Genomic DNA, 22,373 nt, shown 5'->3' with positions numbered 1-22,373 from the left:
TGTCTCCTGATTCTTATTCTCATAAATCACATGTTTTCAAACACATTATGTAAAAATCAAAATTCAGCAATACTCCTTGAGGCAAGTAGTTCACTAGAAAACTAATAGTAGTTACCTACTTAAATACCACGCTTATGTGTCCATTAATCAGAGCAAGGGTGTAAATTTCATTCTATAGGTAGTATACAGCCACATGGAACAATATGTAAACGTTTTTTAGCGAGCTTAATTTATTAAAATAACAGTATTATTCATTTTTAATAATTTTTAATGGGAAGTTGCTTTTCCTGGATTTGCATGTCAATTTCATGACTTGACTTGCCTTTCTTCCCTAGATTTGATAAGACTAAGTTAGTTTGTTCCCAGACTGGATGATAAGGAGAATGCACTTTGGAAGAAATACGAATTCAAAAAAAGGACCGTGCCGTCAGCTTTAGGGTGATTGAGGAGGAAGGTGAGTATATCGTTTTTGATATGTCACTCTCAAACCCGGGAAGCAGCCGCACCAATTATACTGGTAAGCAGTTCGCTGAAGCTTGGAAGGCAGTCGAATCAATCCTAGGCGAAACAGAGATTCCTGATGAAATCATTAAATATGCTAAATCCTGATTTCAAATGAACGGCCCCGGCAATCGGGGCTTTACTTTTTCCACAGTGACTGACCAAATGCCGCCAATAAGAAAAAGTATTATTCACTCCGCACCTCTATTGTTTAAAGTCTCAAGTAATGAAATTTTGGTAGCCAACCTATCTTCAAGGAGGGACTGTACTTGCTCCAGTTCTCTCCTTTTACGTTCGATTTCTTTCATTTTGTGTCGGAGGAACGCTATTTTACGGTTCACGCGCAAGCTTTCTCCCCCAACAGCCTGGTTCAGCTCCTTAAGCTCCGCTAATGTGAATCCGGCTGCTTGAAGCATTTTGACCATTAGTAATTCCCCTACTATATCTTCTTCATAATCCCGGTAATTGTTAACTCCCCGATGCACATAGCGGCGATCCAGAATTCCCTCCTTCTCATAATAGCGAATGGTTGGAGCAGTAAGTCCTGTCTTTTGAACCAACACATGGATTTTCATGAGTATCTCCTTAAAAAGACTCCACGCAGTGGGGCCTTGGCGTGGGGATGTTCAGATCTATACAATACATAACATATTCTGAAGCAGGCTACTATGATAAATCACAATCATTTTCCACAGCAAAAAAGCCCTCAACGCCAAAGGCGTCAAGGGCAACTACATACTAGTAAAGCGTCATGTATTGGTCTCTTTCCCATTCGTGAACCTGTGTACGGTAAATATCCCATTCGATCTCTTTCAGCTCGTAGAAATGAGCCAGTGCATGCTCACCAAGGGCTTCAGTGATAACGTGACTACGGATCAATTCGCTAAGCGCTTCCTTCAGGTCTGACGGAAGACTAGGAATTCCTTCTTCAATACGCTCTTCCTCAGACATTACATAAATGTTGCGGTCGATAGGAGCAGGTAGCTCCAACTGACGCTTGATACCGTCAAGACCTGCCTTTAACATTACAGCAAGTGCCAGATAAGGGTTAGCTGCAGGATCCGGGTTACGAACTTCAATACGTGTACTAAGTCCTCTGGAAGCCGGGATACGGATCATTGGACTACGGTTACTGGCAGACCAAGCTACATAGCAAGGTGCTTCATAACCAGGTACAAGACGTTTGTAAGAATTCACTGTCGGGTTCGTAATGGCTGCAAAAGCACGTGCATGCTTCAAGATACCTGCCATGTAATAACGGGCAGTTTTGCTTAGTCCAAGAGTGTCACTCTCATCGTAGAACATATTTTCACTGCCCTTGAACAGGGACTGGTGGGCATGCATTCCGGATCCATTCATACCAAAAAGAGGTTTAGGCATAAAAGTAGCATGCAGGCCGTGCTGACGTGCAATTGTCTTTACGACGAGCTTAAAGGTTTGAATTTGGTCGGCAGCCTTAATGGCATCCGCATATTTGAAATCAATCTCATGCTGACCGTAAGCTACTTCATGGTGGGAAGCTTCAATTTCAAAACCCATTTCTTCCAGCGTCAATACGATTTCGCGGCGGCAGTTCTCCCCAAGATCCATCGGCGCCAAATCGAAATATCCACCCTGATCGTTTAATTCTGTTGTCGGATTGCCCTTCTCGTCGGTTCTGAACAGGAAGAACTCCGGTTCCGGTCCAACATTCATCGCCGTAAAGCCCATTTCTTCAGCTTCCTTAAGGCAACGTTTGAGAATACCACGCGGGTCTCCGGCAAAAGGTGTTCCATCAGGCATGTACACATCACAAATCATACGTGCAACCCGGTTTTCAGTAAACCAAGGGAAGATAACCCAGGTGCTGAGGTCTGGGAAGAGGTACATGTCAGATTCCTCGATACGTACATAACCTTCAATGGAAGAACCATCGAACATCATTTTGTTGTCTAGGGCTTTTTCCAACTGGCTAACAGGAATTTCTACATTCTTGATAGTACCGAGCAGGTCGGTAAACTGCAGGCGGATGAAACGGACATTTTGCTCATTTGCGATACGAAGGATATCTTCTTTTGAGAAGCTCACTTTACCCTCTCCCTTTCACGTCTCTTTGTATTATTTATTAAAAAACCGGGATAGCTCGCCTTGAATAAGAGATACTTGTCCCGGTCTTTTACCGGAAACCAGTTCCTGCTTCAATAAACGGTGCAGCTGTGAATCAGATAATTCTCTACGTCTAACCTCAGTGTCAGGGGTAATGACAGTAGCCTCTTCCGATTCCTTCGATACAGGGTTCATCACCTGCTTGATACCGGCAATGTTTACCCCTTTCTCAATCAATGCCTTGATCTCCAACAGGCGTTCTACATCATTGAATGAGAACAACCGCTGATTGCCGGATGTGCGCGCGGGCACGATCAGGCTGTGCTGCTCATAATAACGAATTTGTCTTGCAGATAAATCGGTTAGCTTCATTACGATTCCTATAGGAAATAATGCCATATTTCTGCGGATTTCATCACCCATGACTCATCCAACCTTCCAATGATCTTTTTCTCATCTCATTGTACATTTCCTTATTTGGCGTGTCAATGGTGTGTAAGATATTCTCACAACATTTTATATAACCTGTAGAAATCAAGTGAAGTGAGTGTCAGCTAAAACATAACATGACCTCCGAAGTATATCACAGAGATCAATTGACAAGCAAAAGACTGATTACTGTGCCACACAAAAAAACTCATCAGCATAAGCGGATGAGCTATACTATAGAACTGCGCATGTCACAAACTGAGGAAATATAAATTGATTAGGAAGAACTTATAACTGATCGTCTTTAGGCACCGACTCATAACGTTCCCGGATTTCACGGTTCTTTGCATAGTTGTATAAGTCCAGGGCCGTAATACCTCTACGGGCCAGCTTCACAAACAGAACAAACGCATAAATTCCAAGTCCAACGCAAACCAGCCAAAATAAAAAAAACAGTCCACTCAATCCGCCTGCATAAAAAAAGCCAGGTTGCTGGGTTACCATTCCATACCCCTTCTTCCTTATGTATTCAATGAGAATCCCTGCTTCAATTGAAGCAGGGATTGCGCATTTCTGCCGAACAATGAGTCAAGCATATAATACTTGGAGGAATATGTAAATTAAATTATAGAAAAATTTACAGTAATTTACGATCTCTCATACTCTGCAGCGCCATCAGAACTCCATATTTCACATGAGAATACGTTAATCCACCTTGCATGTATCCGATATACGGAGCCCGAATGGGAGCGTCAGCAGATAACTCCAAGCTGCCACCCTGTATGAAGGTACCTGCCGCCATGATGACAGGATGCTCATACCCAGGCATATCCCAAGGCTCTGGAACCACATGGCTGTCCACAGCCGCAGCACGCTGAATGCCCTGGACGAAAGCAATCAAATGTTCAGGGCCATCAAACGCCACCGCCTGGATCAGGTCCGTGCGCGGCTCATTCCAGGCTGGCTTGGTAGTAAAGCCGCAACGTTGAAACACGGCAGCAGCAAAGATACTACCTTTCACAGCCTGACCAACCGTATGAGGCGCCATAAACAGTCCCTGATACAGTCCGCGCGTCGTGCCCAGCATGGCCCCTACTTCTCCGCCTATACCCGGCGCAGTCAAACGGTATGCTGCCAGCTCCACAAGATCTTGACGGCCGCAGATGTAACCGCCGGTCTCGGCAATTCCGCCACCGGGATTCTTAATGAGCGAACCCGCTACAAGATCAGCCCCCACCTGTGGCGGCTCGAGCTTTTCCGTAAATTCGCCGTAGCAGTTATCTACAAATACAATCACATCAGTTTTGAGCGATTTGACCAGTTTCACCATTTCGCCTATTTCAGCCACTGTGAATGAAGAACGCCAGTCATAACCACGCGAACGCTGGATACCAATGACCTTGGTCTTCTCATTGATAGCCATTTTCACTTCTTCCCAATCGATTTCACCTTCAGCTGTTAATGCGGTTTCGCGGTAGCTGATTCCGAAATCCGCCAGTGAACCCGTCCCGTCTCCAGGTTTGCCGACTACCTTGTGCAATGTATCATAGGGGCGTCCTGTAATGTACAGCAGTTCATCTCCGGGTCGCAGCACACCAAAAAGTGCAGTTGAGATGGTATGTGTGCCTGAAGCGAAATGAGGACGCACTAACGCCGCCTCAGCTCCGAACACTTCGGCATAGACCAAATCCAGTACCTCTCTCCCCCGGTCGTTATAGGCATATCCGGTAGAACCCGCAAAATGAAAGTCACTCACCTGCTGGCGCTGAAAAGCTTCAATCACCTTCCACTGATTATGATCCACTATCTGATCTAGTGACCTCACTGCACTTTCAATCTCGTGCTCAGCGGCTTCTGCCGCCTGAATTATATCCTCTGCAAATACTGCCATTTCACTATTTCTCTCCTTATATTACATCTACTTGCCATGAGGAGACAGGAATATGTCGTTCATCCTTGTTTTCATGACATAAGGTTCACAGTCTATTTCTACCAATGGTTCATCCTTCAAACATAAAATCAGATCAGCAAGAAGAAACGGTGAAGAACCACCGCTTCTTCTTGTAAGAATTCAGGAAAATATGAGCCTGCTCTAGTCCTGAGCAACATACTCAGCCAGCTTGTAGCTCCATTTTTCGTAATCCTCTTTATTAAGACGCACGTTATACAATACATCATTTTCTTCATAACTTTGTTCAAGAACCTCTCCTACACGGTAGAGAAGCGATGAAAGGTCTCCACGGTCTCCGGGAATGCGGAAGGTCAACGTATCACCCGCCAGCTCATCGGCTATTACTTCTGTGATGCGCGTCAGATCTTCCGGGTTAAAGGCGCTGATCTTCAGATAGCCAGGACCCGTAGGCAGCATTTGCAGTTGTTCGGGCTGACAAATATCACTTTTGTTAAAGAGAACAATTTGCGGTTTCCCGGCAGCACCAAGATCCTGCAGAATAGACTGAACGACATCCATCTGCTCTTCTCTCATAGGTGAAGACGCGTCTACCACATGTAGGACCAGATTGGCTTCATTGACTTCCTCAAGAGTTGCACGGAAGGATGCCACCAAATCATGAGGCAAATTCTGAATGAACCCTACGGTGTCTGTCAGGACTACATCTTTGCCTGCAGGCAGCTGCAGTACTCGCGAGGTGGGGTCGAGAGTAGCGAACAGCTGATTCTCGATGTAAACATCCGCATCTGTAAGCTGCTTCAAGAGTGTAGACTTCCCTGCATTGGTATAACCCACCAGCGCAACCTGGACAGCACCACTTTTGCGGCGCCGTTCACGGTGTAATTCACGAGTCTTGACGACCTCGTCCAGCTGACGTTTCAGTTCTGTGATCCGGTCGCGGATATGACGGCGGTCCGTCTCCAGCTTGCTTTCCCCTGGACCCCTGGTTCCAATTCCTCCGCCAAGCCTGGACAGATTCTTACCATGGCCGGATAAACGCGGAAGCAAATACGAGAGCTGTGCCAGCTCTACCTGAATGATGCCCTCACGCGTTTTGGCCCGGCCGGCAAAAATATCCAGAATCAATTGGGTCCGGTCAATGATTTTGAGGTCCAGGGCCTCCTCAAGGTTACGTACCTGTGCTCCGGAAAGCTCTTGGTCAAAGATAGCTGTGTTAGCTCCGAGACCGTCCGCAGCCATCCGCAGCTCTTCTACCTTACCCTTGCCGATAAACCATTTGGAATCGGGAGTCTCTTTGTTCTGGCGCAGCACATCGAGCACCTGAACTCCGGCAGTCTCCGCCAACTGAACCAGTTCCTGCAGAGATAGCTCAGGGTCAATGCCTGTACGCTTGATTTTGTCCGTAACCAGACTCACCAAAATAGCCCGGTCCTGTACTTCTGTTTCTGTATCGTGGGTGGTGATTGCCATGAATGTCATGCTCCTTGTCGTTGTACACATCAGTTGTGTATCATCCGTGGTGAATATTGTCCCTACAATTTGAAATCTTCGATGCGGAGTGTCATCAGTTCCTGCTTCCCAGGGCTGTTGCTCTCATATTGATTCAGCAGCCGTACCGCCTGGGCACGTACCGCCTTTTCAATAGAATTGCGTACATAACGTGCATTGCTGAAGGCATGGAGACTCTCCGTCTTCTCCAGCAGCAGATGCTGCTTTAATTTGAGTATGGCCTGGGGCATCAGAATATAATCGCGCTCTTTGGACATCAGTTCAGCAATCTGCAGCAATTGGTCTATAGTGTAGTCCGGAAATTCAACCTGAATAGGAAATCTGGAGGGAAGTCCGGGATTACTCATTAAAAAATAATCAATCTCACTGGAATACCCGGCCAGGATTAATACAAATTGACTCCGGTGATCTTCCATGGATTTCACCAGGGTATCGATTGCTTCTTTGCCAAAATCCTTATCTCCGCCACGGGCAAGACTGTATGCTTCATCAATAAAAAGAATGCCTCCGAGAGCCTTTTTAACCAGATCTCTTGTCTTCTGGGCTGTATGACCGATATATTCACCTACAAGATCAGCGCGTTCCACTTCAATCAGATGACCTTTGCTGAGAACACCCATCCGCTGAAACAGCTTGGCAACAATCCTGGCTACTGTAGTCTTCCCCGTTCCCGGGTTGCCCTTGAATACCATGTGATAAGCCTGACTCCCGCTGGCCAGTCCTGCTTCACTGCGCATACGCGCGATCTGCAGCAGTGCATATATCTCGAACACCAGCTCTTTGATATTATCCAGGCCTACTAGTGCGTCCAGCTCCCGGCTAAGCTCCTGAAACAACTCACTGTGTCCGTTATTTTTGGGAACAGCAATCTGCGCGGCACTATCTGCAGCCGTATGGGCTACTGCTGATGTTTCCTGATTCCGCAATACAATATTGATTTGACGTGACGGTCTGCCTTCCTCCCGTCCACTTGCCGCAGCTACGCGTCCGTTCACCTTGTTCACCTCATTATCCAGGGCTGACTTTTTCTATATCATATCTCAAGTCTATTCCGGATCATGAGGTCTTATTAGCAGTTTCAGGAACTTGCGGACAAATTAGGCTACACCGTTACTTAAAGTCCGCAGGGCTTTGCCCTTTCACAAAAAAAGCTGCTGCATCTTCCATTTCGTATAGGCCAGAATCTCGCGTGTTTTGTATTTATACATCGACATGACCTTTGAATCGGTCAATCCCAGTTCAGGGCGGGTATAATTCAGCTCTTTGGCAATTTCAAATGCACGCTGACCATGAAATGTATGTGTAATAATAATAGCTGTCTTTAATCCTTCCGATTCCATCACCCTTTGGCTGAACTGGAGATTCTCATAAGTACTGGTAGATTTGTTCTCCATAAAAATAGCCGTCTCAGGCACACCCTTGCCTACCAGATAATTCTTCATGCCTTCGGCTTCGGTATATTTATAGTCTGCCTGGTCCAGTCCGCCGGACACGATAAATCGGGTGAATTTGCCTTCCCGGTAGAGTCCCAGCCCATAGTCAAGCCGTTCCTTAAGTCCGGGACTCGGCTCATCTCCCCACATAGACATACCGAGAATAATACCCGCATCCGCTTCCTGCATCGGATTCGTTGTAACTCCGCTATTAATCCGTCCAAGCACAGACGCGCACCATAGAAGTCCGGCCACTGCACAAATAATCAAAAGGATTAACAGATTCCGGCGCAGCCGGAAACGTTGTCCTTTGCGGGAAACTTTGCGGATCGGGGATGAACCTCTTTGATAGACATACCACTCCATTATTATTTCCTCCTGAATTCTCCGTGATGGAACAATTCGGCGCGATGTTTCAAGGAGAGAGAGAAATAAGGAAAAGCATGAGCATCTATGCTGTTAAGAATACTGGTCGCTGTAGCCCAGGCCAAATTATAGTCGCTGTCTGTAATGTCCTCACGTTCCAGCGCTTCCTCCAGCTCATCTTCATCGAGCAGAAACACCTCTCCATTCCACAGCACCACAACATCCAAATATAGATCATCGAACCAAGGCACCCCCTGGTCGGTGACTCCTTGCACTTTGCAGGTATCAATATACCACTGCACTATGTTTTGCCGGTCGTCGAACATGGCCGTCACAATATAATGGCTGTCTTTGGGAAAATACTGCAGCCATGAGTACCCTTTGTCTGCTATGCGGTATGTATGCCTGCCGTAGCTCTTCCACAATGGTTCCTTCAGCCCATAGATCGTATACAGGGTGATGTAACCGCTGAATTCCCGGCTTTCCACATAGCGGCAGGCAAAATGGCGGCGCGTAATCCGGCGCCAGTTGGCCCGGTCTCCGAATTTACGTTTCATATGAATGACCCTCTCAAGAAATGGTGTATTCAGCTTAACACATTTGCAAGTTACACTCAAAACATCCCTTGTAAATTCCGGCAGACACTGTTTATTAAAGTCATAGCAAAACCCCGTCAGCCGAAGTCTCCTCTTAAAAGGGAAGACTCTCAGCCGACGGGGCAGTTGAACCATTTCATTATAGAATTATAGAAAATCTACTGTGTAACACTGCCATCATTCACTGTTCCTGCAGCGGGATCGGCCGAGGGAACTGCACCGCCTTCTGTACCGCCACTTCCGCTTCCTGTTCCATTGGTTACAGCTGGATCGGTAGGAGCTGTAGCAGCCGGTGCCGGTGTGGGCGACGTTTGGGGTGAATCGGATGGTGCTCCTCCACCATTATTACTACCGCCAGGGTTACCATTACCCTGGTTATCTCCAGCACCTGTTCCATTCCCATTTCCGTGGCCATTCCCGTTGTTGCCATTCCCGTTGTTCCCATTCGGATTGCCATTTTGCTGGCCATTTCCGTTATTACCACCATTACCCGTTCCATCTGTAGGAAGATTCGGATCAAGTGTCGCTTCCGGCTCCTGTGTTGGCGGTTCGTCTTGAACCTCTACGGTGACTGTAGCAGAAGGTTCGCTCTCCACATCGAGTTCAGGATAATATGCCGTGACATAATATTCATAAGTCAATCCAGGCATTGCACTGATATCTCCGACACTGGTCGAGACAGTGTTGAGCAGCGAGCTGAATTCCGTTTCTGACGTTTCACGCCGGTAGATCCGGTACTCCACTCCTTCTACCGCTGCAGGCTCCCAGCTCAGGTTCACCGTCATTGTTGATGCATCATAGGCTGCATTCAGGCCGGCCACAGGCAGCGCCGTTTCCGGTGAGGCTGATGGTTGCGCCTCCTGTACGCCTTCAGGCTGCGGGAACGACTTTTTAGGTACGCCCTCCAGTGCTTCCTCCATTACCTTGCCCCAGAATGCTGCTGCGAGCGGGCTGCTGTTCTTCAGTAGATGGGTTTTGCTTGGTTTGTCATAACCCATCCACACGGCAGCGGTCCATTCCGGAGTGTATCCGACAAACCACACATCGCGGTTCGAGCTGATACCTTCGTATCCGCTTTGAGTGGTACCGGTTTTGCCGGCTACCGGACGGTTGATTCTGGCTTTTTTACCCGTCCCGTCTTCTACAACCTTCTGCATCATTTCGGTCATTTGGTAGGCTGTATTCTCGCTCATTACCCGTTCAGGCTTGGTATTTGCTTTATAGACGGTGTCTCCATCACTATTCGTAATCGATTTAATCGAATAAGCCTCACGCAGTTCACCGCCGTTAGCAAAGGCACTGTATGCCTGAGCCATCTCCAGTGTATTCGTACCTTCACTCATCCCTCCGAGTGCCAACGAGAGGTTTTTATCTTCATCCTTCAGATGAATCCCCAGGCTCTTAGCGAACTGAAAGCCGGTATTCACACCGATTTCATTCAGCAGCCATACGGCTGGAATATTCTCAGACTTCGTCAAGGCCTCTGACATGCTGATCGTCTTGGAATAGCCGTGCAGATTGTTCGGGCAGTATTTGCCGAAGCACTGCTTCTCATTGCTGAGCACGGAATCATTCGTGAACTTTCCGGATTCCAACGCAGGTGCATAAGCTACCAGCGGCTTGAAGGACGAACCTGGAGAACGACGGCTGCCGTCTACACGGCTGTAACCTTTTTTCTCATAGTTCCGACCGCCAAGCAGGGCCACAATGCTGCCATTCTCCTGGTTAATAATCGTCATTGAACCCTGTACCAGCTCATCGTCGACGCTCTTCTCGAAGTTATCACTGTCGGCAAAAGCCTTTTCTACCGTCTCCTGGGCATGTGCGTCCATGGTCGTATAGATTTTGTATCCGCCGATATTCAGATCATCTTCAGTCAACCCGAACTTTTCTTCCGCTTCATCAATAGCATAATCAATAAAAGCCTGATAACGCTGTTTGCTTTCCGGCGGCTTATAGTTGTAATCCACCACTTTAGCCTCATCCATCTGCGCCTTGGTGATATAACCCTGATCGTACATCAGCTGGAGTACTACACCGCGCCGCTCCTTCGAGAGCTCAGGATTGCGAAGAGGGTTGTAGCGGGAAGGCCCTTTCGGCATTGCAGCGAGAGTGGCGATCTGCCATACTTTGAGTTTATTGAGATCACTCTGGCCAAAATAACGGATGGATGCCGCTTTGATCCCGTAAATCGTGCCGCCAAAGTTGATGCGGTTGAGATATTTAGTGATAATCTCTTCTTTGGTGAATTTGTTCTCCAGTGCTACGGCGATGGAAACCTCGGTTGCCTTACGGAAAAAGGTTTTGTCCCGGGTTAGGAATATGTTCTTCGCCAGCTGCTGAGTGATTGTGCTTCCGCCTTCGACCATACTGCGCGCCGCAATATCCTTCACTGCCGCACGGCCGATCGACCATAAATCAACACCGCTGTGTTCAAAGAAACGTCTGTCCTCGGTCGCAACAAAAGCATTGACCAGCAGCTTCGGAATCGCATCATACTCAACAGGTTCGCTTTTTTCCAGCGCAAGCTCACCGATCAGGTTCGCGTTACGGTCATATATCTTCGTAGTCTCGTTGACCGACAGTTTATCCTGGTTCGCATCCAGCAGCTTTTGCCCGTTCAACATAATGAACAGGTAACCGCCTAAAGCGCAAAAAATCGCCAGCGCCGTGGCAAAAAACAGCGTCCACAGCACACGCTTCTTAGTTAGAAACTTCTTTTTTTTCTTGGGCTTGCCTTTTGAATTAGAATTCGAACTTGAGTTCGAAGACTGTACTCCTCTGTCTCTATTGCGGTTCGTCCTTGATATCTCGTCTCTGGACATGTTGCCTCCTGACTCCCTCTCGGAACTTTCCTGTAATGGAGTGCACGAATGAAAAGAACAACCTTCACAGGTTGCTCTCTCGCACTCACTATTAAAAACGATTTATAAACAAAAAGGTTTCGCTTTAAGACTGTAAAATCTTATTCTTCGCTTCCATTGTCCTGCATGAGCGATACGCTGCGCTGCGGTGTGAAGGTGGAAATCGCGTGCTTGTACACCATCTGCTGGCGTCCGTCACTGTCGATGACAATGGTGAAGTTGTCGAAGGCTTTGATGATTCCCCGGATTTGAAAGCCGTTGGTCAAATATACTGTAGCAGGGATATTCTCTTTGCGCAGTTGGTTCAAGAACGTATCTTGGATGTTAATGGACTTGTTCATATGACGTACCCCCAATGGTTCAATTAGATTGTTCAGAAGTATATTCAAGACCTTCGAGAAACTTTCCTGCTATTATAGCACGTATTTTGGCAAAATTCTCTGAAAAGTTTTGGCTCTCATCGACGTCGATCCACTGAATCTCCTTCATGTGGCGAAACCATGACAACTGTCTTTTGGCGAAACGGCGGGTATCGCGTTTAAGAAGTGTCACTGCTTCGGCTAACGTCATCTCGCCTTCGAGGTAAGCGGCAATTTCCTTGTAGCCCAACCCCTGCATGGACACCAGGCTTCTGCTGTAGCCGTGTTGCAACAGTCCATTCACCTCAGCGACGAGCCCGTCTGCCAGCATCTGATCAATTCGGTCTTCAATACGTTTATATAGTATTTTCCGGTCCATTGTCAAACCGATGAGGCATAGTTCATAGGGAGATTCCTTTTTTTGGTCCGCATGGGATGCGGACAATGTGACCTTTGTCTGATGATGAATTTCCAGTGCGCGGATGATCCGGCGGCGGTCATTAGGGTGCAGTCTGGCTGCGCTAACCGGATCTACCGCGGCCAGACGGGCATGCAGTGCCTCAGCTCCATTGGCCTCTGCAAAGGCGTCCTGCTCGCTGCGGAAAGCTTCATCTGCTACCGCCTCCGAGAAACGGAATCCATAGCAGAGGGACTCAATGTATAAGCCCGTTCCGCCTACTATGAAAGGTAGTTTTCCCTTTTGGCTGATCTCTTCGATCAGCCGCCCGCCCTGTTCCTGAAATTCAGCAGCAGAATAAGAATCCTGCGGATCGTGAATATCGATCAGATGATGGGGGATTCCCATCATTTCCTCAGGGTTGATTTTGGCTGTTCCGATGTCCATCCCCCGGTAGACCTGCATCGAATCGCCAGAGATAATCTCAGCATTATAGGCCTCTGCCAATTCGAGGCTCAGCCGGGTTTTGCCGACTGCCGTCGGGCCAAGCAGCACCAGAACCCTGCGTTTTGTCTCAGTTGTCAATGGATATCACCCCGTACGAAGTTTTGGCGCTGGCCCGAAGCAGCTCTGTAAACCCAAGCCGGGAAAATTCCCCGCTTAAGGCTTTTTCCTTCAAAAGTACCGTTTTGCGGGCGACTCTGACGGCCTCGGCGACACTCTCCGGGGATAATGCTGCTGCATTCGCGAATTGGCGCAGAGGGGAAATCGCCGCTGAATCCGTCAGCGGCACACGGAACATCGGGTCAAAATAGACAATATCTATACTGTTGTCCGGTTGTTCACGCAAGTAAGCTAAATGATCACTATGCACAACGCGCACGCGGCGCAGCGCAGCATTCACTTTTTCCTGGCCCGAAATATAATGGCTCATGCCTTCGAGAAGCAGTGCACTCAGCGGCAGGGAGCTCTCCAGAGCCGTTACCACAGATTCTTCTCCGCCGTACACTGCAAACAGCAGGGAATCACTGCCCAGTCCTGCGGTACAATCCAGCACACTGTCTCCCGGCACCATTCCAGCGGCTTCCAGCATCGGATCATGCTCCCCCCGAATAATCCGTTTGGCGCGGACGAAACCCATGCTTGGATGGAATTCCATCGGCGGCATGTCGGGAGTAATCAATCGGACGGCCTCCTGCAGGACTACCAGAATTTCTCCGTCCCCATAACGCTGCACCAGCTTGGCCATGGACCATTTGCCTCTTTGAACATAGATCGTTCCGGTTCGCTCTGCCAGGCTCTTGGCCCGCATTTCAATATCCGGGATCGGGTCGAAGCCCGTGGTTATAATCATGTTGCCTCCGTTTCCTGCTTATAACAAAATTCAGAACTTTCTTTTACATCACGCGTTTGAACAGCTTCTCCAGATCATACGAGGAGAAGGATACCACGATGGGCCGCCCATGCGGGCAGGTATACGGCTGACGGCAAGCGGCCAGGCGGGAGAGCAGCGACTCCACTTCATGCTCCGTCAGCTTCTGGTTAGCTTTGATAGAAGCCTTGCAGGAGCACAGAATCGATGACTTCTCACGCAGCTTCGCCAGATCAATGGTCCGCTCGCTCAGCACCCACTCCGCCATTTCTTCAATAACTGCCTTCTCATCCCCTTCCGGGAACCAGTATGGCAGGGACCGGACTAGAAAGGTCTGACCGCCAAAATGTTCAAGATATACTCCCGCCTGCTGAAACCAGTGCAGCCGCTCGCTGAGCTGCCGGCTCTCAGAGGGGGTAAACTCCAGTGTAATCGGCAGCAGCAACTCTTGCGAAGCGTCTTCAGGTCGTCCAAATTTCTCATAATAATATTCGTAATTCACCCGTTCATGGGCAGCATGCTGATCAATCAGATACAGACCGCTGTCATTCTGGGCAATAATATAAGTCCCATGATGCTGACCGATATAATTCAGCTCTGGAAACTGCGGAAGTCCAGCATCCTCACTGGAAGGAGGAGCATAAAGCTCTTCCGCAGTAGGCATCTGAGCCCGCGGGGCATTCGAAGCCGGAAACTGGCGATAACTCCCGCCATTTCCATCATTCGTTCGCGTAACGGATGGAGGAGCGCTGCCACCACGATAAGCTGATGTCGTTTCCCGTGTCTGGAAACCAGGTGCTGAGGGGTTGCTAAAGCGTCCCGTCCCTCCTTCAGCTGTCCCGTCGAATAGTGGAGCATTACTGCCGTTATTCCCAAGGATTCCGGGAGCCTGCGACTGGAATCCGCTCCGGGTTCCTTCATTACGGGTGGGCAACCCATTCTGCTGCCCTTGGGCAGATTCTACTGCACCAGAGGCAGCAGCAAACCCGCTGCCCGGATCAACCGTGTCCTGAACGTTCCGGCTGCCGGAACCTTCCGGCGGCGGAGGAACAGCTCCCTTGGGGAAAGCGAATTGCTCTTGAATAAATGAGCTGCTGCCCTTGGAACCGATCATTTCTTTGCCGGGCCGGGGAATCAGGCTCTGACCGAGCAATACCTTGCGAATTTCCTGTTCAACAAAAGTATATAGCTCCACTTCTTTACTGAACCGGACCTCCAGCTTGGCAGGATGCACGTTGACGTCCACCAGTGAAGGATGCATATCAAGCTGCAGCACCAAGAGCGGATAACGGTTGATCGGCAGAAGTGTATGATATGCCCGCATAATGGCAGCATTCAGCCCATTGCTGCGGATGTACCGCCCGCCTACTATTGTAGTGACTGCATTGCGGTTGGAACGAGTCCATTCCGGCCGGCTTACATAACCTGAGAGCCGATAGTCAGGGTCCTCCGCAGCAACCGGCAGCATTGCCTTGGCGGCGGAGGTGCCGTATACCGCGGCAATGACCTGCAGCAGATCTCCGTTGCCAAGCGTATGCAGCAGCTGATTGCCGTTATGATGAAGAGTGAAAGAGATAGACGGATGCGCCAGTGCCATACGGTACATTGCATCGGAAATATGACCCAGCTCGGTCTGAACGCTTTTCATATATTTCAGTCTCGCCGGAGTATTGTAAAATAATTCCTTTACCGCAAGGTCGCTCCCCCTACCGGAGGGCTCGTCCTCATTCCGGATCAGCTTCCCGCCTTCGATGTCGAGCGCTCTGCCTCTTCCATCCTCATTGCTTGAAGTAAGCAAGGACAGCTTGGACACAGAAGCGATACTGGGCAAGGCTTCTCCGCGGAATCCCAGGCTGGTAATTTGAAACAAATCCCTGCCGTTCAGAATCTTGCTTGTCGCATGGCGGTAGAAGGCAGTCTCGCAATCCTCGGGATCAATCCCAGAGCCGTTATCCTTTACCCGGATGCTCTGCAGTCCACCCTCCTCCACCGACACTTCAATGCGGGTGCTTCCGGCATCAATGGCGTTCTCTACAAGCTCCTTAACTACCGAAGCAGGCCGCTCCACCACCTCTCCTGCAGCAATCTGGTTGGCGATGTGCTCGTCAAGCACATGAATTCTGGCCATGTTCTTTTCACCTCACGATTAGGCTTATATATGAATGTAATTCAGTATAAATATTGGACATCTGTTAAGAAGCTGTATGGCTAATTAAAGGGTCAGCTCTTTAGCTTTGATCTTCAACTCGTTCAGCAACCCCATCGCCTGCAGCGGTGTCATATTCATTAGGTCAGCACCCTGAACAGCGGTGATTAGCTCTCTAAGAAGCGGATTCTCTTTCACTACTGGTGCTCCTGCACTGCCTTTACGATTCTTGCGAGGCTCTTCTTCACCGAAAATAGAGAGCTGCACAACTTCATTGTCCTCCTCCGCTGCAGAAGAAGCAAGTGAGACGGCCGTTTCTAGCTGAGCCGCAGCATTCGTAGTCACGATAGAGCTGTCGTCAAAATGAACACTACCACTATGCGCTGAGGAATAAGGTTGTCCAGCAATGGATGGACCTCCTCCAGCATTCGGCTGCAAAGGCATGACCTGATTTTCCTGCACGGTATGTTCAATGTAGCCCGTGCCATAATTCAACGAAACAGTTCCCGGAGGAGCAGCCTGTTCAATGCTCTGAAGTAGACCATAGGCGCGGTCTATAATACCTTCCGGGAGTCCTGCCAACCGTGCACAATAAATCCCGTAGCTGCTGTCCGCCGCCCCCGGCACGAGCTTGCGCAGGAAATTCACTTTATCGCCGCTTTCCTGTACTGCCATGGAGTAGTTGCGGAGCCCGGCGAGGCTCTGCTCCAGATGGGCAAGCTCATGAAAATGCGTCGAGACCAAGGCCTTGCAGGCAATGGTATCATGAACATATTCGATAACGGCCTGGGCAATGGCCATACCTTCACTGGTCGAAGTGCCCCGGCCCAGCTCGTCGATGATGATCAGGCTGCGTGCTGTTGCCTTTTCTGTCATCACCTGAATATCAGCCATCTCCACCATAAAGGTACTCTGGCCGCCAATCAGGTCATCCGCTGCTCCGATCCGCGTAAAGATGCGGTCAATAAGCGGCACCTCAGCGCTGCCAGCGGGCACAAAACAGCCAATCTGGGCGAGGATGCAAATCAGGGCAACCTGGCGCATATAGGTGCTTTTGCCTGCCATGTTCGGGCCGGTGATCAGCAGGATATTGCCTTCATCCTTGCTGAGTGTGCTGCCGTTAGCAATAAAAGCCGCATCCTTCAGCACTGCCTCCACCACCGGATGTCGTCCGCCTTCCAGCCGCAGATCATATCCATCCGATAGCTTCGGCTTCACAAAACGGTGCTCGGCACTGACTGCGGCCAGGCACTGGTAGACATCGATTTCGGCCACCTTTTCGGCAAGAGCCTGGAGACGGGGAATTTGCGCGCTAATCCGGTCACGCAGTTCTATGAATAAGCTGTATTCCAGATCCGTCATCTTGTCCTGGGCTTCCAGAATTAATGCCTCTTTCTCTTTCAGTTCCGGTGTAACGAAACGCTCGGCGTTAGCCAGTGTCTGCTTGCGTTCATAGCGCCCTTCCGGCAAGGAAGAAAGATTGGAACGGGTAATTTCAATATAGTATCCGAAGATTTTGTTGTAGCCGATCTTCAGGGATTTAATACCCGTGGCCTGGCGTTCTTTGGCCTCCAGCTCTGCAATCCAGCGTTTGCCGCTGCTGCTCGCTTCCTTCAATTCATCTAGACGTTCATGGTAGCCGGCACGGATAATTCCCCCATCACGCACCGAGACTGGAGCTTCTTCAACAATCGCCCTGTCAATATCCTCGCGCAGTTCTGCGCATTCATCCATAGAGGCGCCAATCTCACGCAAAGTTGCCGATCCGGAATCCAGGCACATTTGCTTCAGTGACGGAATCTGTTCGAGCGACAGCTTCAGGGCATTCATATCCCGGCCGTTGGCGCTGCCAAAGGCGATCCGGCCAACCAATCGTTCCAGATCATAGATCTCTTTCAGCGCTCCGCGCAGATCCTCGCGCACGATGAACTGGTTGTACAAATAATCGACAGCCTCTAGCCGGCGTTCAATCGGGGCACGCTGCAGAAGCGGTTTATCTATTCTTCGGCGTAGCAGACGGCCACCCATCGAAGTTTCAGTCCGGTCGAGCAGCCAGAGCAGCGAGCCTTTTTTGGAACGCTCACGTACCGTTTCAGTCAGTTCCAGATTGCGCCGGGTAAACGGATCGAGAATCATATAATTGCCCGGCTCGTAAGGCGAAATCTGGCTCAGCTGGCCCAGAGACCGCCGCTGAGTTTCGTTAAGATAAGAGATCAGCAGCGCTAGGCACTGTCCGCGCTCTTTCTCCAGACGCACCCAAGCGGCTTCGCCGAACTGGCGGCGGGCCAGCCCTTCTTCTCTTTTCTCCCAAGGTGTATATACTACTGGTTTGGCCAGCAGCGAGGCCTCGCTCCGCAGCATATCCAGCAGCGCTGCATCCCCGATAATCTCTGCCGGCTCATAGATACCAATCTCATCACGCAGCCATTCATCACCTGCGAGCACGGAAGTCACATATAGCTCACCTGTGGTCAAATCACAAGCCGCCAGCGCCATCATCCCGTCCTCCTCAGTCACGCAGACGAGGTAATTGTTATTTTTGTCGGAGATGATCTTGCCGTCCATCACCGTACCCGGGGTCACCACGCGGACAATATCGCGCCGAACCATCCCCTTGGTTACAGCCGGATCATCCAGTTGCTCACAGATGGCGACCTTGTAACCTTTTTCAATCAGGCGCTGGATGTAACCCTCGGCGGCATGATATGGCACTCCACACATAGGAATACGATCTTCGCCCCCACCCTCGCGGCCCGTTAACGTAATCTCTAGCTCTTTGGAAGCCAGTATGGCATCTTCAAAGAACATTTCATAGAAATCGCCCAGACGGAAGAAAAGGAAAGCATCCTTAGCCCCTTCCTTTACTTTTAAATACTGCTGTATCATCGGCGTATAATTTGCCATCGTCAACCTCCATACCTGCTTCATACTGTTCTCCATTATAGCAGAAACTTGCCTGTCAAAGTCACCCTGTACGTGTTCGCCGCACCCATGGCCTCTGTTCCCCATACCGAAATGCAAATCTGCACCGCAGACTATAATATGCTGAGATTATAATGTAGACCTTGGGCAGCAAGGCTTTGAAATGGTATGCTTTTGAGAGCTGATGCAGTAAAATCACTATAATTGATAAGCTTATATCCTAAAAATGGACGGGAACCATCTGGTAAAACCTCAACTCGGCTTTGTAAGGGGTTAAGGATGCCAAAGGATGATCAAGGGAGGAAAACAGAATGATCCGTAGACTGGAAGAGGCCGACCGTGGGGCGCTGATGTCGCTGTTAAGCAAGGATCCCGCAATAAATTTGTACATTATCGGGGATGTGGAGAATTTCGGGTTTGAACAGGATTTCATGGAACTCTGGGGTGAGTTCACTGAAGCTGATGGCAAATTAATTGCCGTATTGCTGAGGTTTTTTGGCAGTTTCCTGCCTTATGCGGACGGCCCTTTTGATGCGGCAGGATTTGCGGCGCTGATGAAGGAGAGCAAGAAATTCGAGATGGTCTCCGGTTCTGCGAAGGTGGTTACGGCAGTTGCCGGGCATTTGAACTTCCGGATAGAGAAACAAATGAGGTTTGCCGAGCTACGCAAGCTGAACAGCATAGTACATACATCCACAGTAACATCACATGTTATTAAAAAGGCTACCGTTGACGATGTGGAAGCTGTCTGTTCGCTTACGGATCAAATTGAGGAATTCATGAGCAATACGGACGATTCGCGTAGAAGCCTGCGAAAAACACTGGAGACCGGAACCGGCCGGACCTATTATATCGAACAGAATGGCCAGGTAATTGCTACGGCCTCCACTTCAGCGGAAAGCTCCATGTCAGCAATGATTGTTGCTGTTGCCACCCATCCTGCATACAGGGGACAAGGATTGGCCAGTCAGGTGGTGGCCCGCTTATGCACAGACATAAAGGCAGAAGGCATCACGCCTTGCCTGTTCTACGACAATCCTCAGGCTGGTCTGATCTATCACAAACTGGGTTTTCAGGATATCGGCTTCTGGACGATGTTATATATGTGATGAAAGCTTAGTTCAGATTCTGGATTCAGGATAATGAATTATTAATTTAGACAGGCACCTGCGGACATTCCTCCTGGAGCGTTCACAGGTGTTTTTTGGCCGGACCAAAGCTCACGGATATCGCGTGACTCATCCCAGGTCTGTTCTGCAGCAATGCAGCTGAACAGCGGCTCAATATAACGAGCGGCCTGCGCATAGCCAGGCAAAGCGCGAAGCTGAGCTGCAAGCGGCGGGAACGCGGCGCGCAGCGGGGGTTTGTCGCCGCTGTAGTAGGCGGCGTGCAGGTCTTCCCGGTCGAGCGGGCGCAGTCTCAGGTCTTCATAGCGGCTCACGATCAGGTGAGCCAGGAAGACCGCTCCCTTCGCGATGACCGGGGACACCAGGAAGCTCGGCAGGGTCCGGTATTCAAAGCCGCCATGCGGCTGAAGCCGGAAATCGCCGAGCCCCCCGTATCTGGGACGCCGTGCCGCTGCACGGGTGTCCTCCAGAAGCATCAGCGGCAGCGCGAGATAGTTGTCGAGCGCCCGCAGGAGCGGCGCGCACAGCGTCACGCCGCTGAAGTGCAGGTGGCCGCCGAGGGCCCAGCCCGTCAGCGGCATGCCTCCCGCCCGCCAGCGCAGCGAGCGGTCGGCGATGAGCCGGTCCGCCGTACGCGCGGCGGACATCAGCTGCGCCAGCAGCGCGCGCGGTTCCCCGCGCGGCGCAGGGCGCAGCTCAGCGACCGGGAACGTGCCCCGCGTTCCCGGAGGCCCGGCGTCGCAGCCGGCGACGCCGTCCGTGGGCAGGTACCGCGACGCCGGCACGACGCGGCCCGTGAATTCCCGGAGCAGGAGGAACTCCGGGTCCATGCCCAGCAGCAGCCCTGGACGGCCGGGCTGCTCCAGAGCCAGTGCGCGCCTCAGTGCCAGCGATGCTGCGCGGTAAGGCTCCGGCAGTTCCCCGCCAGGGGCCGCCGGAAGCGGAATAACCTTGAGAACCCTATAGTGACGGCAGCCCATGGCTTCCAGCAGCAGCTCTCCACTGTCCAGCCCGAGACTGTACAATGTCTTTATCGCTGTATCTCTTATCTTCCCCGCCGCACCGCGTCGCTGGCCGGAGGAGGCAGAACTGACAGATGATCTGCCGGAAGCTGTCCCCGCTACTGCACCGCCGCTCTCCCCCGTTAACTCCCTGGACCATTCTCCATTTGGTAGGACAACACGCGCCGGTCCTTCCTCATGGCCGTCCATCTCCATACCCCTGGTCGACATGGTAACCTTTAACCCCGGCAATGAAGCCGGCTTCATCGCTGCCCCTGTCCCCAGAGGCAGAATTTCCAGAATCGTCAGATTAAATACACGGACCTTATAGAACTGTCTGTACAATTTTGCTCCCGGTACATTTTCGTATGTATTCTCGCCAGATCCTGCACTGCCGTTTTGCGTAAGCAAAGCTTCCAGTCCGATGCGCCGAAGCCTGTCTTCCCGCTGGGCAGCAGATAATTGCAGGAAGACCTGAACGCCCTCATTCATCACTCAGCCTCCTCTTGGATTCTTCAAGCCTATGCATGGAGATAAATAAAAATAAAAAAGGAGGGCATCCGCCCTCTCGCCGCCACCCCCACAACATATAATGGATCATAACCCACCGATATTCAGTGGGCAGCGGCGATCCTCTTCCTTACAGTTCATCATCCAGGGCGTCAGGGTCCAGATCATCATAATCGAAGCTTTCACCCTCAAAGTCATAATCCTTGTCTTCCGGATCATCGCTCTGATCGGTCACAAACACGCGAACCTTGGTCTCAGCCACCAGTTCCGCTTCGAACTCCCGCTCCACACGCAGCGTCACACTTCCTCCTCCAGGAGACACACCTGCTTCCACACAGTTGGGTTCCTGCGTTGCCTCCGCAGATACCTCGACTGTGGAAGCGCGGTGTCTGGGATCCAGGTATGACAGTGGAATAAGCTCCACATAAGAGACCGTTTCCTTGGCTACCTCGGTCTGCTTATTTTTGTCATACGAATACCAGATGTTCACATCGTAAGTACCAATTACTTCGATTCCGTTCCCGGCGGCAACCGCTTCGTACTGGTGGTTGATAATCCAAGCCCCCAGAATACTCGTCGGATGGTGTGGCGGAGTCACGGTATGGGTTGCTGTAGAGAACTTACGACCTTTGCCGCAAATTGCCTTCGTAATGATCTCCCTTGTTTGACGTTTATGGCTTAATGACATCTTTGAACCTCCTCCATACAATCATTCACTATCAAGTGTATGCACGTTCTGGGCATTTGTTGATTGTTAGAGTATAAATAAATTTGGGTAAGCCCTCCAAGCTGCTGCCCGGCTGGGTCTTGCTACATTTTATTGATGAATTTGCTTAGATATGAG

General features: G+C 50.2%; 19 protein-coding genes. 2 read left to right on the top strand and 17 right to left on the bottom strand.

Annotation, left to right across the window (positions count from 1 at the left end; genetic code table 11):
- The first annotated feature begins 390 nt into the window (after positions 1-390).
- The gene (locus tag ACAN54_RS02100) at positions 391-609 is read left to right on the top strand and encodes a hypothetical protein (RefSeq protein ID WP_379151819.1); all 219 of its coding nucleotides are present in this window, start codon (positions 391-393) and stop codon (positions 607-609) included.
- Between the two features lie 83 nt (positions 610-692).
- Here the strand turns inward: ACAN54_RS02100 and ACAN54_RS02095 are convergent, their stop codons facing one another.
- The 15 genes from ACAN54_RS02095 to mutS all read right to left on the bottom strand — a co-directional run bounded on the left by ACAN54_RS02095 (position 693) and on the right by mutS (position 18,873).
- Complete coding sequence (locus ACAN54_RS02095; RefSeq protein ID WP_379151816.1) at positions 693-1,076, bottom strand: MerR family transcriptional regulator; 384 nt, start codon at positions 1,074-1,076, stop codon at positions 693-695.
- Between the two features lie 163 nt (positions 1,077-1,239).
- Positions 1,240-2,568 carry a type I glutamate--ammonia ligase gene (glnA, locus tag ACAN54_RS02090; protein ID WP_379151813.1) on the bottom strand — a complete coding sequence of 443 codons (1,329 nt, stop codon included), beginning with the start codon at positions 2,566-2,568 and terminating at the stop codon, positions 1,240-1,242.
- 30 nt (positions 2,569-2,598) lie between these two features.
- Positions 2,599-3,009 carry a MerR family transcriptional regulator gene (locus ACAN54_RS02085; RefSeq protein ID WP_019910684.1) on the bottom strand — a complete coding sequence of 137 codons (411 nt, stop codon included), beginning with the start codon at positions 3,007-3,009 and terminating at the stop codon, positions 2,599-2,601.
- Positions 3,010-3,303: 294 nt separating this feature from the next.
- Positions 3,304-3,519: a hypothetical protein gene (locus ACAN54_RS02080; RefSeq protein WP_379151808.1), complete on the bottom strand. Its 216-nt coding sequence runs from the start codon at positions 3,517-3,519 to the stop codon at positions 3,304-3,306.
- 133 nt (positions 3,520-3,652) lie between these two features.
- Positions 3,653-4,906 carry a methionine gamma-lyase family protein gene (locus ACAN54_RS02075; protein WP_379151805.1) on the bottom strand — a complete coding sequence of 418 codons (1,254 nt, stop codon included), beginning with the start codon at positions 4,904-4,906 and terminating at the stop codon, positions 3,653-3,655.
- A 201-nt stretch (positions 4,907-5,107) separates the two neighbouring features.
- On the bottom strand, positions 5,108-6,397 hold the full coding sequence (hflX, locus tag ACAN54_RS02070) for a GTPase HflX (RefSeq protein WP_379151802.1): 1,290 nt from the start codon (positions 6,395-6,397) through the stop codon (positions 5,108-5,110).
- Between the two features lie 62 nt (positions 6,398-6,459).
- The gene (locus ACAN54_RS02065; RefSeq protein ID WP_379154098.1) at positions 6,460-7,431 is read right to left on the bottom strand and encodes an AAA family ATPase; all 972 of its coding nucleotides are present in this window, start codon (positions 7,429-7,431) and stop codon (positions 6,460-6,462) included.
- Positions 7,432-7,575: 144 nt separating this feature from the next.
- Positions 7,576-8,235: a YdcF family protein gene (locus ACAN54_RS02060; RefSeq protein WP_379151799.1), complete on the bottom strand. Its 660-nt coding sequence runs from the start codon at positions 8,233-8,235 to the stop codon at positions 7,576-7,578.
- A 2-nt stretch (positions 8,236-8,237) separates the two neighbouring features.
- Positions 8,238-8,792, bottom strand: coding sequence for a ribonuclease FAU-1 family protein (locus ACAN54_RS02055; protein WP_379151796.1), 555 nt, complete (start codon positions 8,790-8,792; stop codon positions 8,238-8,240).
- 197 nt (positions 8,793-8,989) lie between these two features.
- On the bottom strand, positions 8,990-11,656 hold the full coding sequence (locus ACAN54_RS02050; RefSeq protein WP_379151793.1) for a transglycosylase domain-containing protein: 2,667 nt from the start codon (positions 11,654-11,656) through the stop codon (positions 8,990-8,992).
- Between the two features lie 140 nt (positions 11,657-11,796).
- Positions 11,797-12,036: an RNA chaperone Hfq gene (hfq, locus tag ACAN54_RS02045; RefSeq protein WP_025703341.1), complete on the bottom strand. Its 240-nt coding sequence runs from the start codon at positions 12,034-12,036 to the stop codon at positions 11,797-11,799.
- Between the two features lie 19 nt (positions 12,037-12,055).
- Positions 12,056-13,036, bottom strand: a complete 981-nt coding sequence (gene miaA, locus ACAN54_RS02040; RefSeq protein ID WP_379151788.1) for a tRNA (adenosine(37)-N6)-dimethylallyltransferase MiaA — start codon at positions 13,034-13,036, stop codon at positions 12,056-12,058.
- A complete protein-coding gene (locus ACAN54_RS02035) occupies positions 13,026-13,805 on the bottom strand; it encodes a class I SAM-dependent methyltransferase (protein ID WP_379151784.1) in 780 nt (259 codons plus the stop codon). The genes miaA and ACAN54_RS02035 overlap by 11 nt, the downstream gene beginning before the upstream one ends.
- A 43-nt stretch (positions 13,806-13,848) precedes the next feature.
- Positions 13,849-15,951, bottom strand: a complete 2,103-nt coding sequence (gene mutL, locus ACAN54_RS02030) for a DNA mismatch repair endonuclease MutL (protein ID WP_379151781.1) — start codon at positions 15,949-15,951, stop codon at positions 13,849-13,851.
- 84 nt (positions 15,952-16,035) lie between these two features.
- On the bottom strand, positions 16,036-18,873 hold the full coding sequence (mutS, locus tag ACAN54_RS02025; protein ID WP_379151777.1) for a DNA mismatch repair protein MutS: 2,838 nt from the start codon (positions 18,871-18,873) through the stop codon (positions 16,036-16,038).
- A 329-nt stretch (positions 18,874-19,202) separates the two neighbouring features.
- Here mutS and ACAN54_RS02020 point away from each other — a divergent pair, with 329 nt between their 5' ends.
- Positions 19,203-20,000: a GNAT family N-acetyltransferase gene (locus ACAN54_RS02020; protein ID WP_379151774.1), complete on the top strand. Its 798-nt coding sequence runs from the start codon at positions 19,203-19,205 to the stop codon at positions 19,998-20,000.
- Positions 20,001-20,041: 41 nt separating this feature from the next.
- Here the strand turns inward: ACAN54_RS02020 and ACAN54_RS02015 are convergent, their stop codons facing one another.
- Both ACAN54_RS02015 and ACAN54_RS02010 read right to left on the bottom strand, forming a co-directional pair.
- Entirely contained in the window at positions 20,042-21,511 is a 1,470-nt protein-coding gene (locus ACAN54_RS02015) for a putative amidoligase domain-containing protein (RefSeq protein WP_379151771.1), read from the bottom strand.
- Positions 21,512-21,659: 148 nt separating this feature from the next.
- Positions 21,660-22,217 carry an outer spore coat protein CotE gene (locus ACAN54_RS02010; protein ID WP_379151767.1) on the bottom strand — a complete coding sequence of 186 codons (558 nt, stop codon included), beginning with the start codon at positions 22,215-22,217 and terminating at the stop codon, positions 21,660-21,662.
- Positions 22,218-22,373 lie beyond the last annotated feature (156 nt).

The organism is Paenibacillus diazotrophicus (assembly GCF_042610465.1).
Note: the sequence above shows the minus strand (reverse complement) of the source record. Positions and strands in the feature narration are given on the sequence as shown.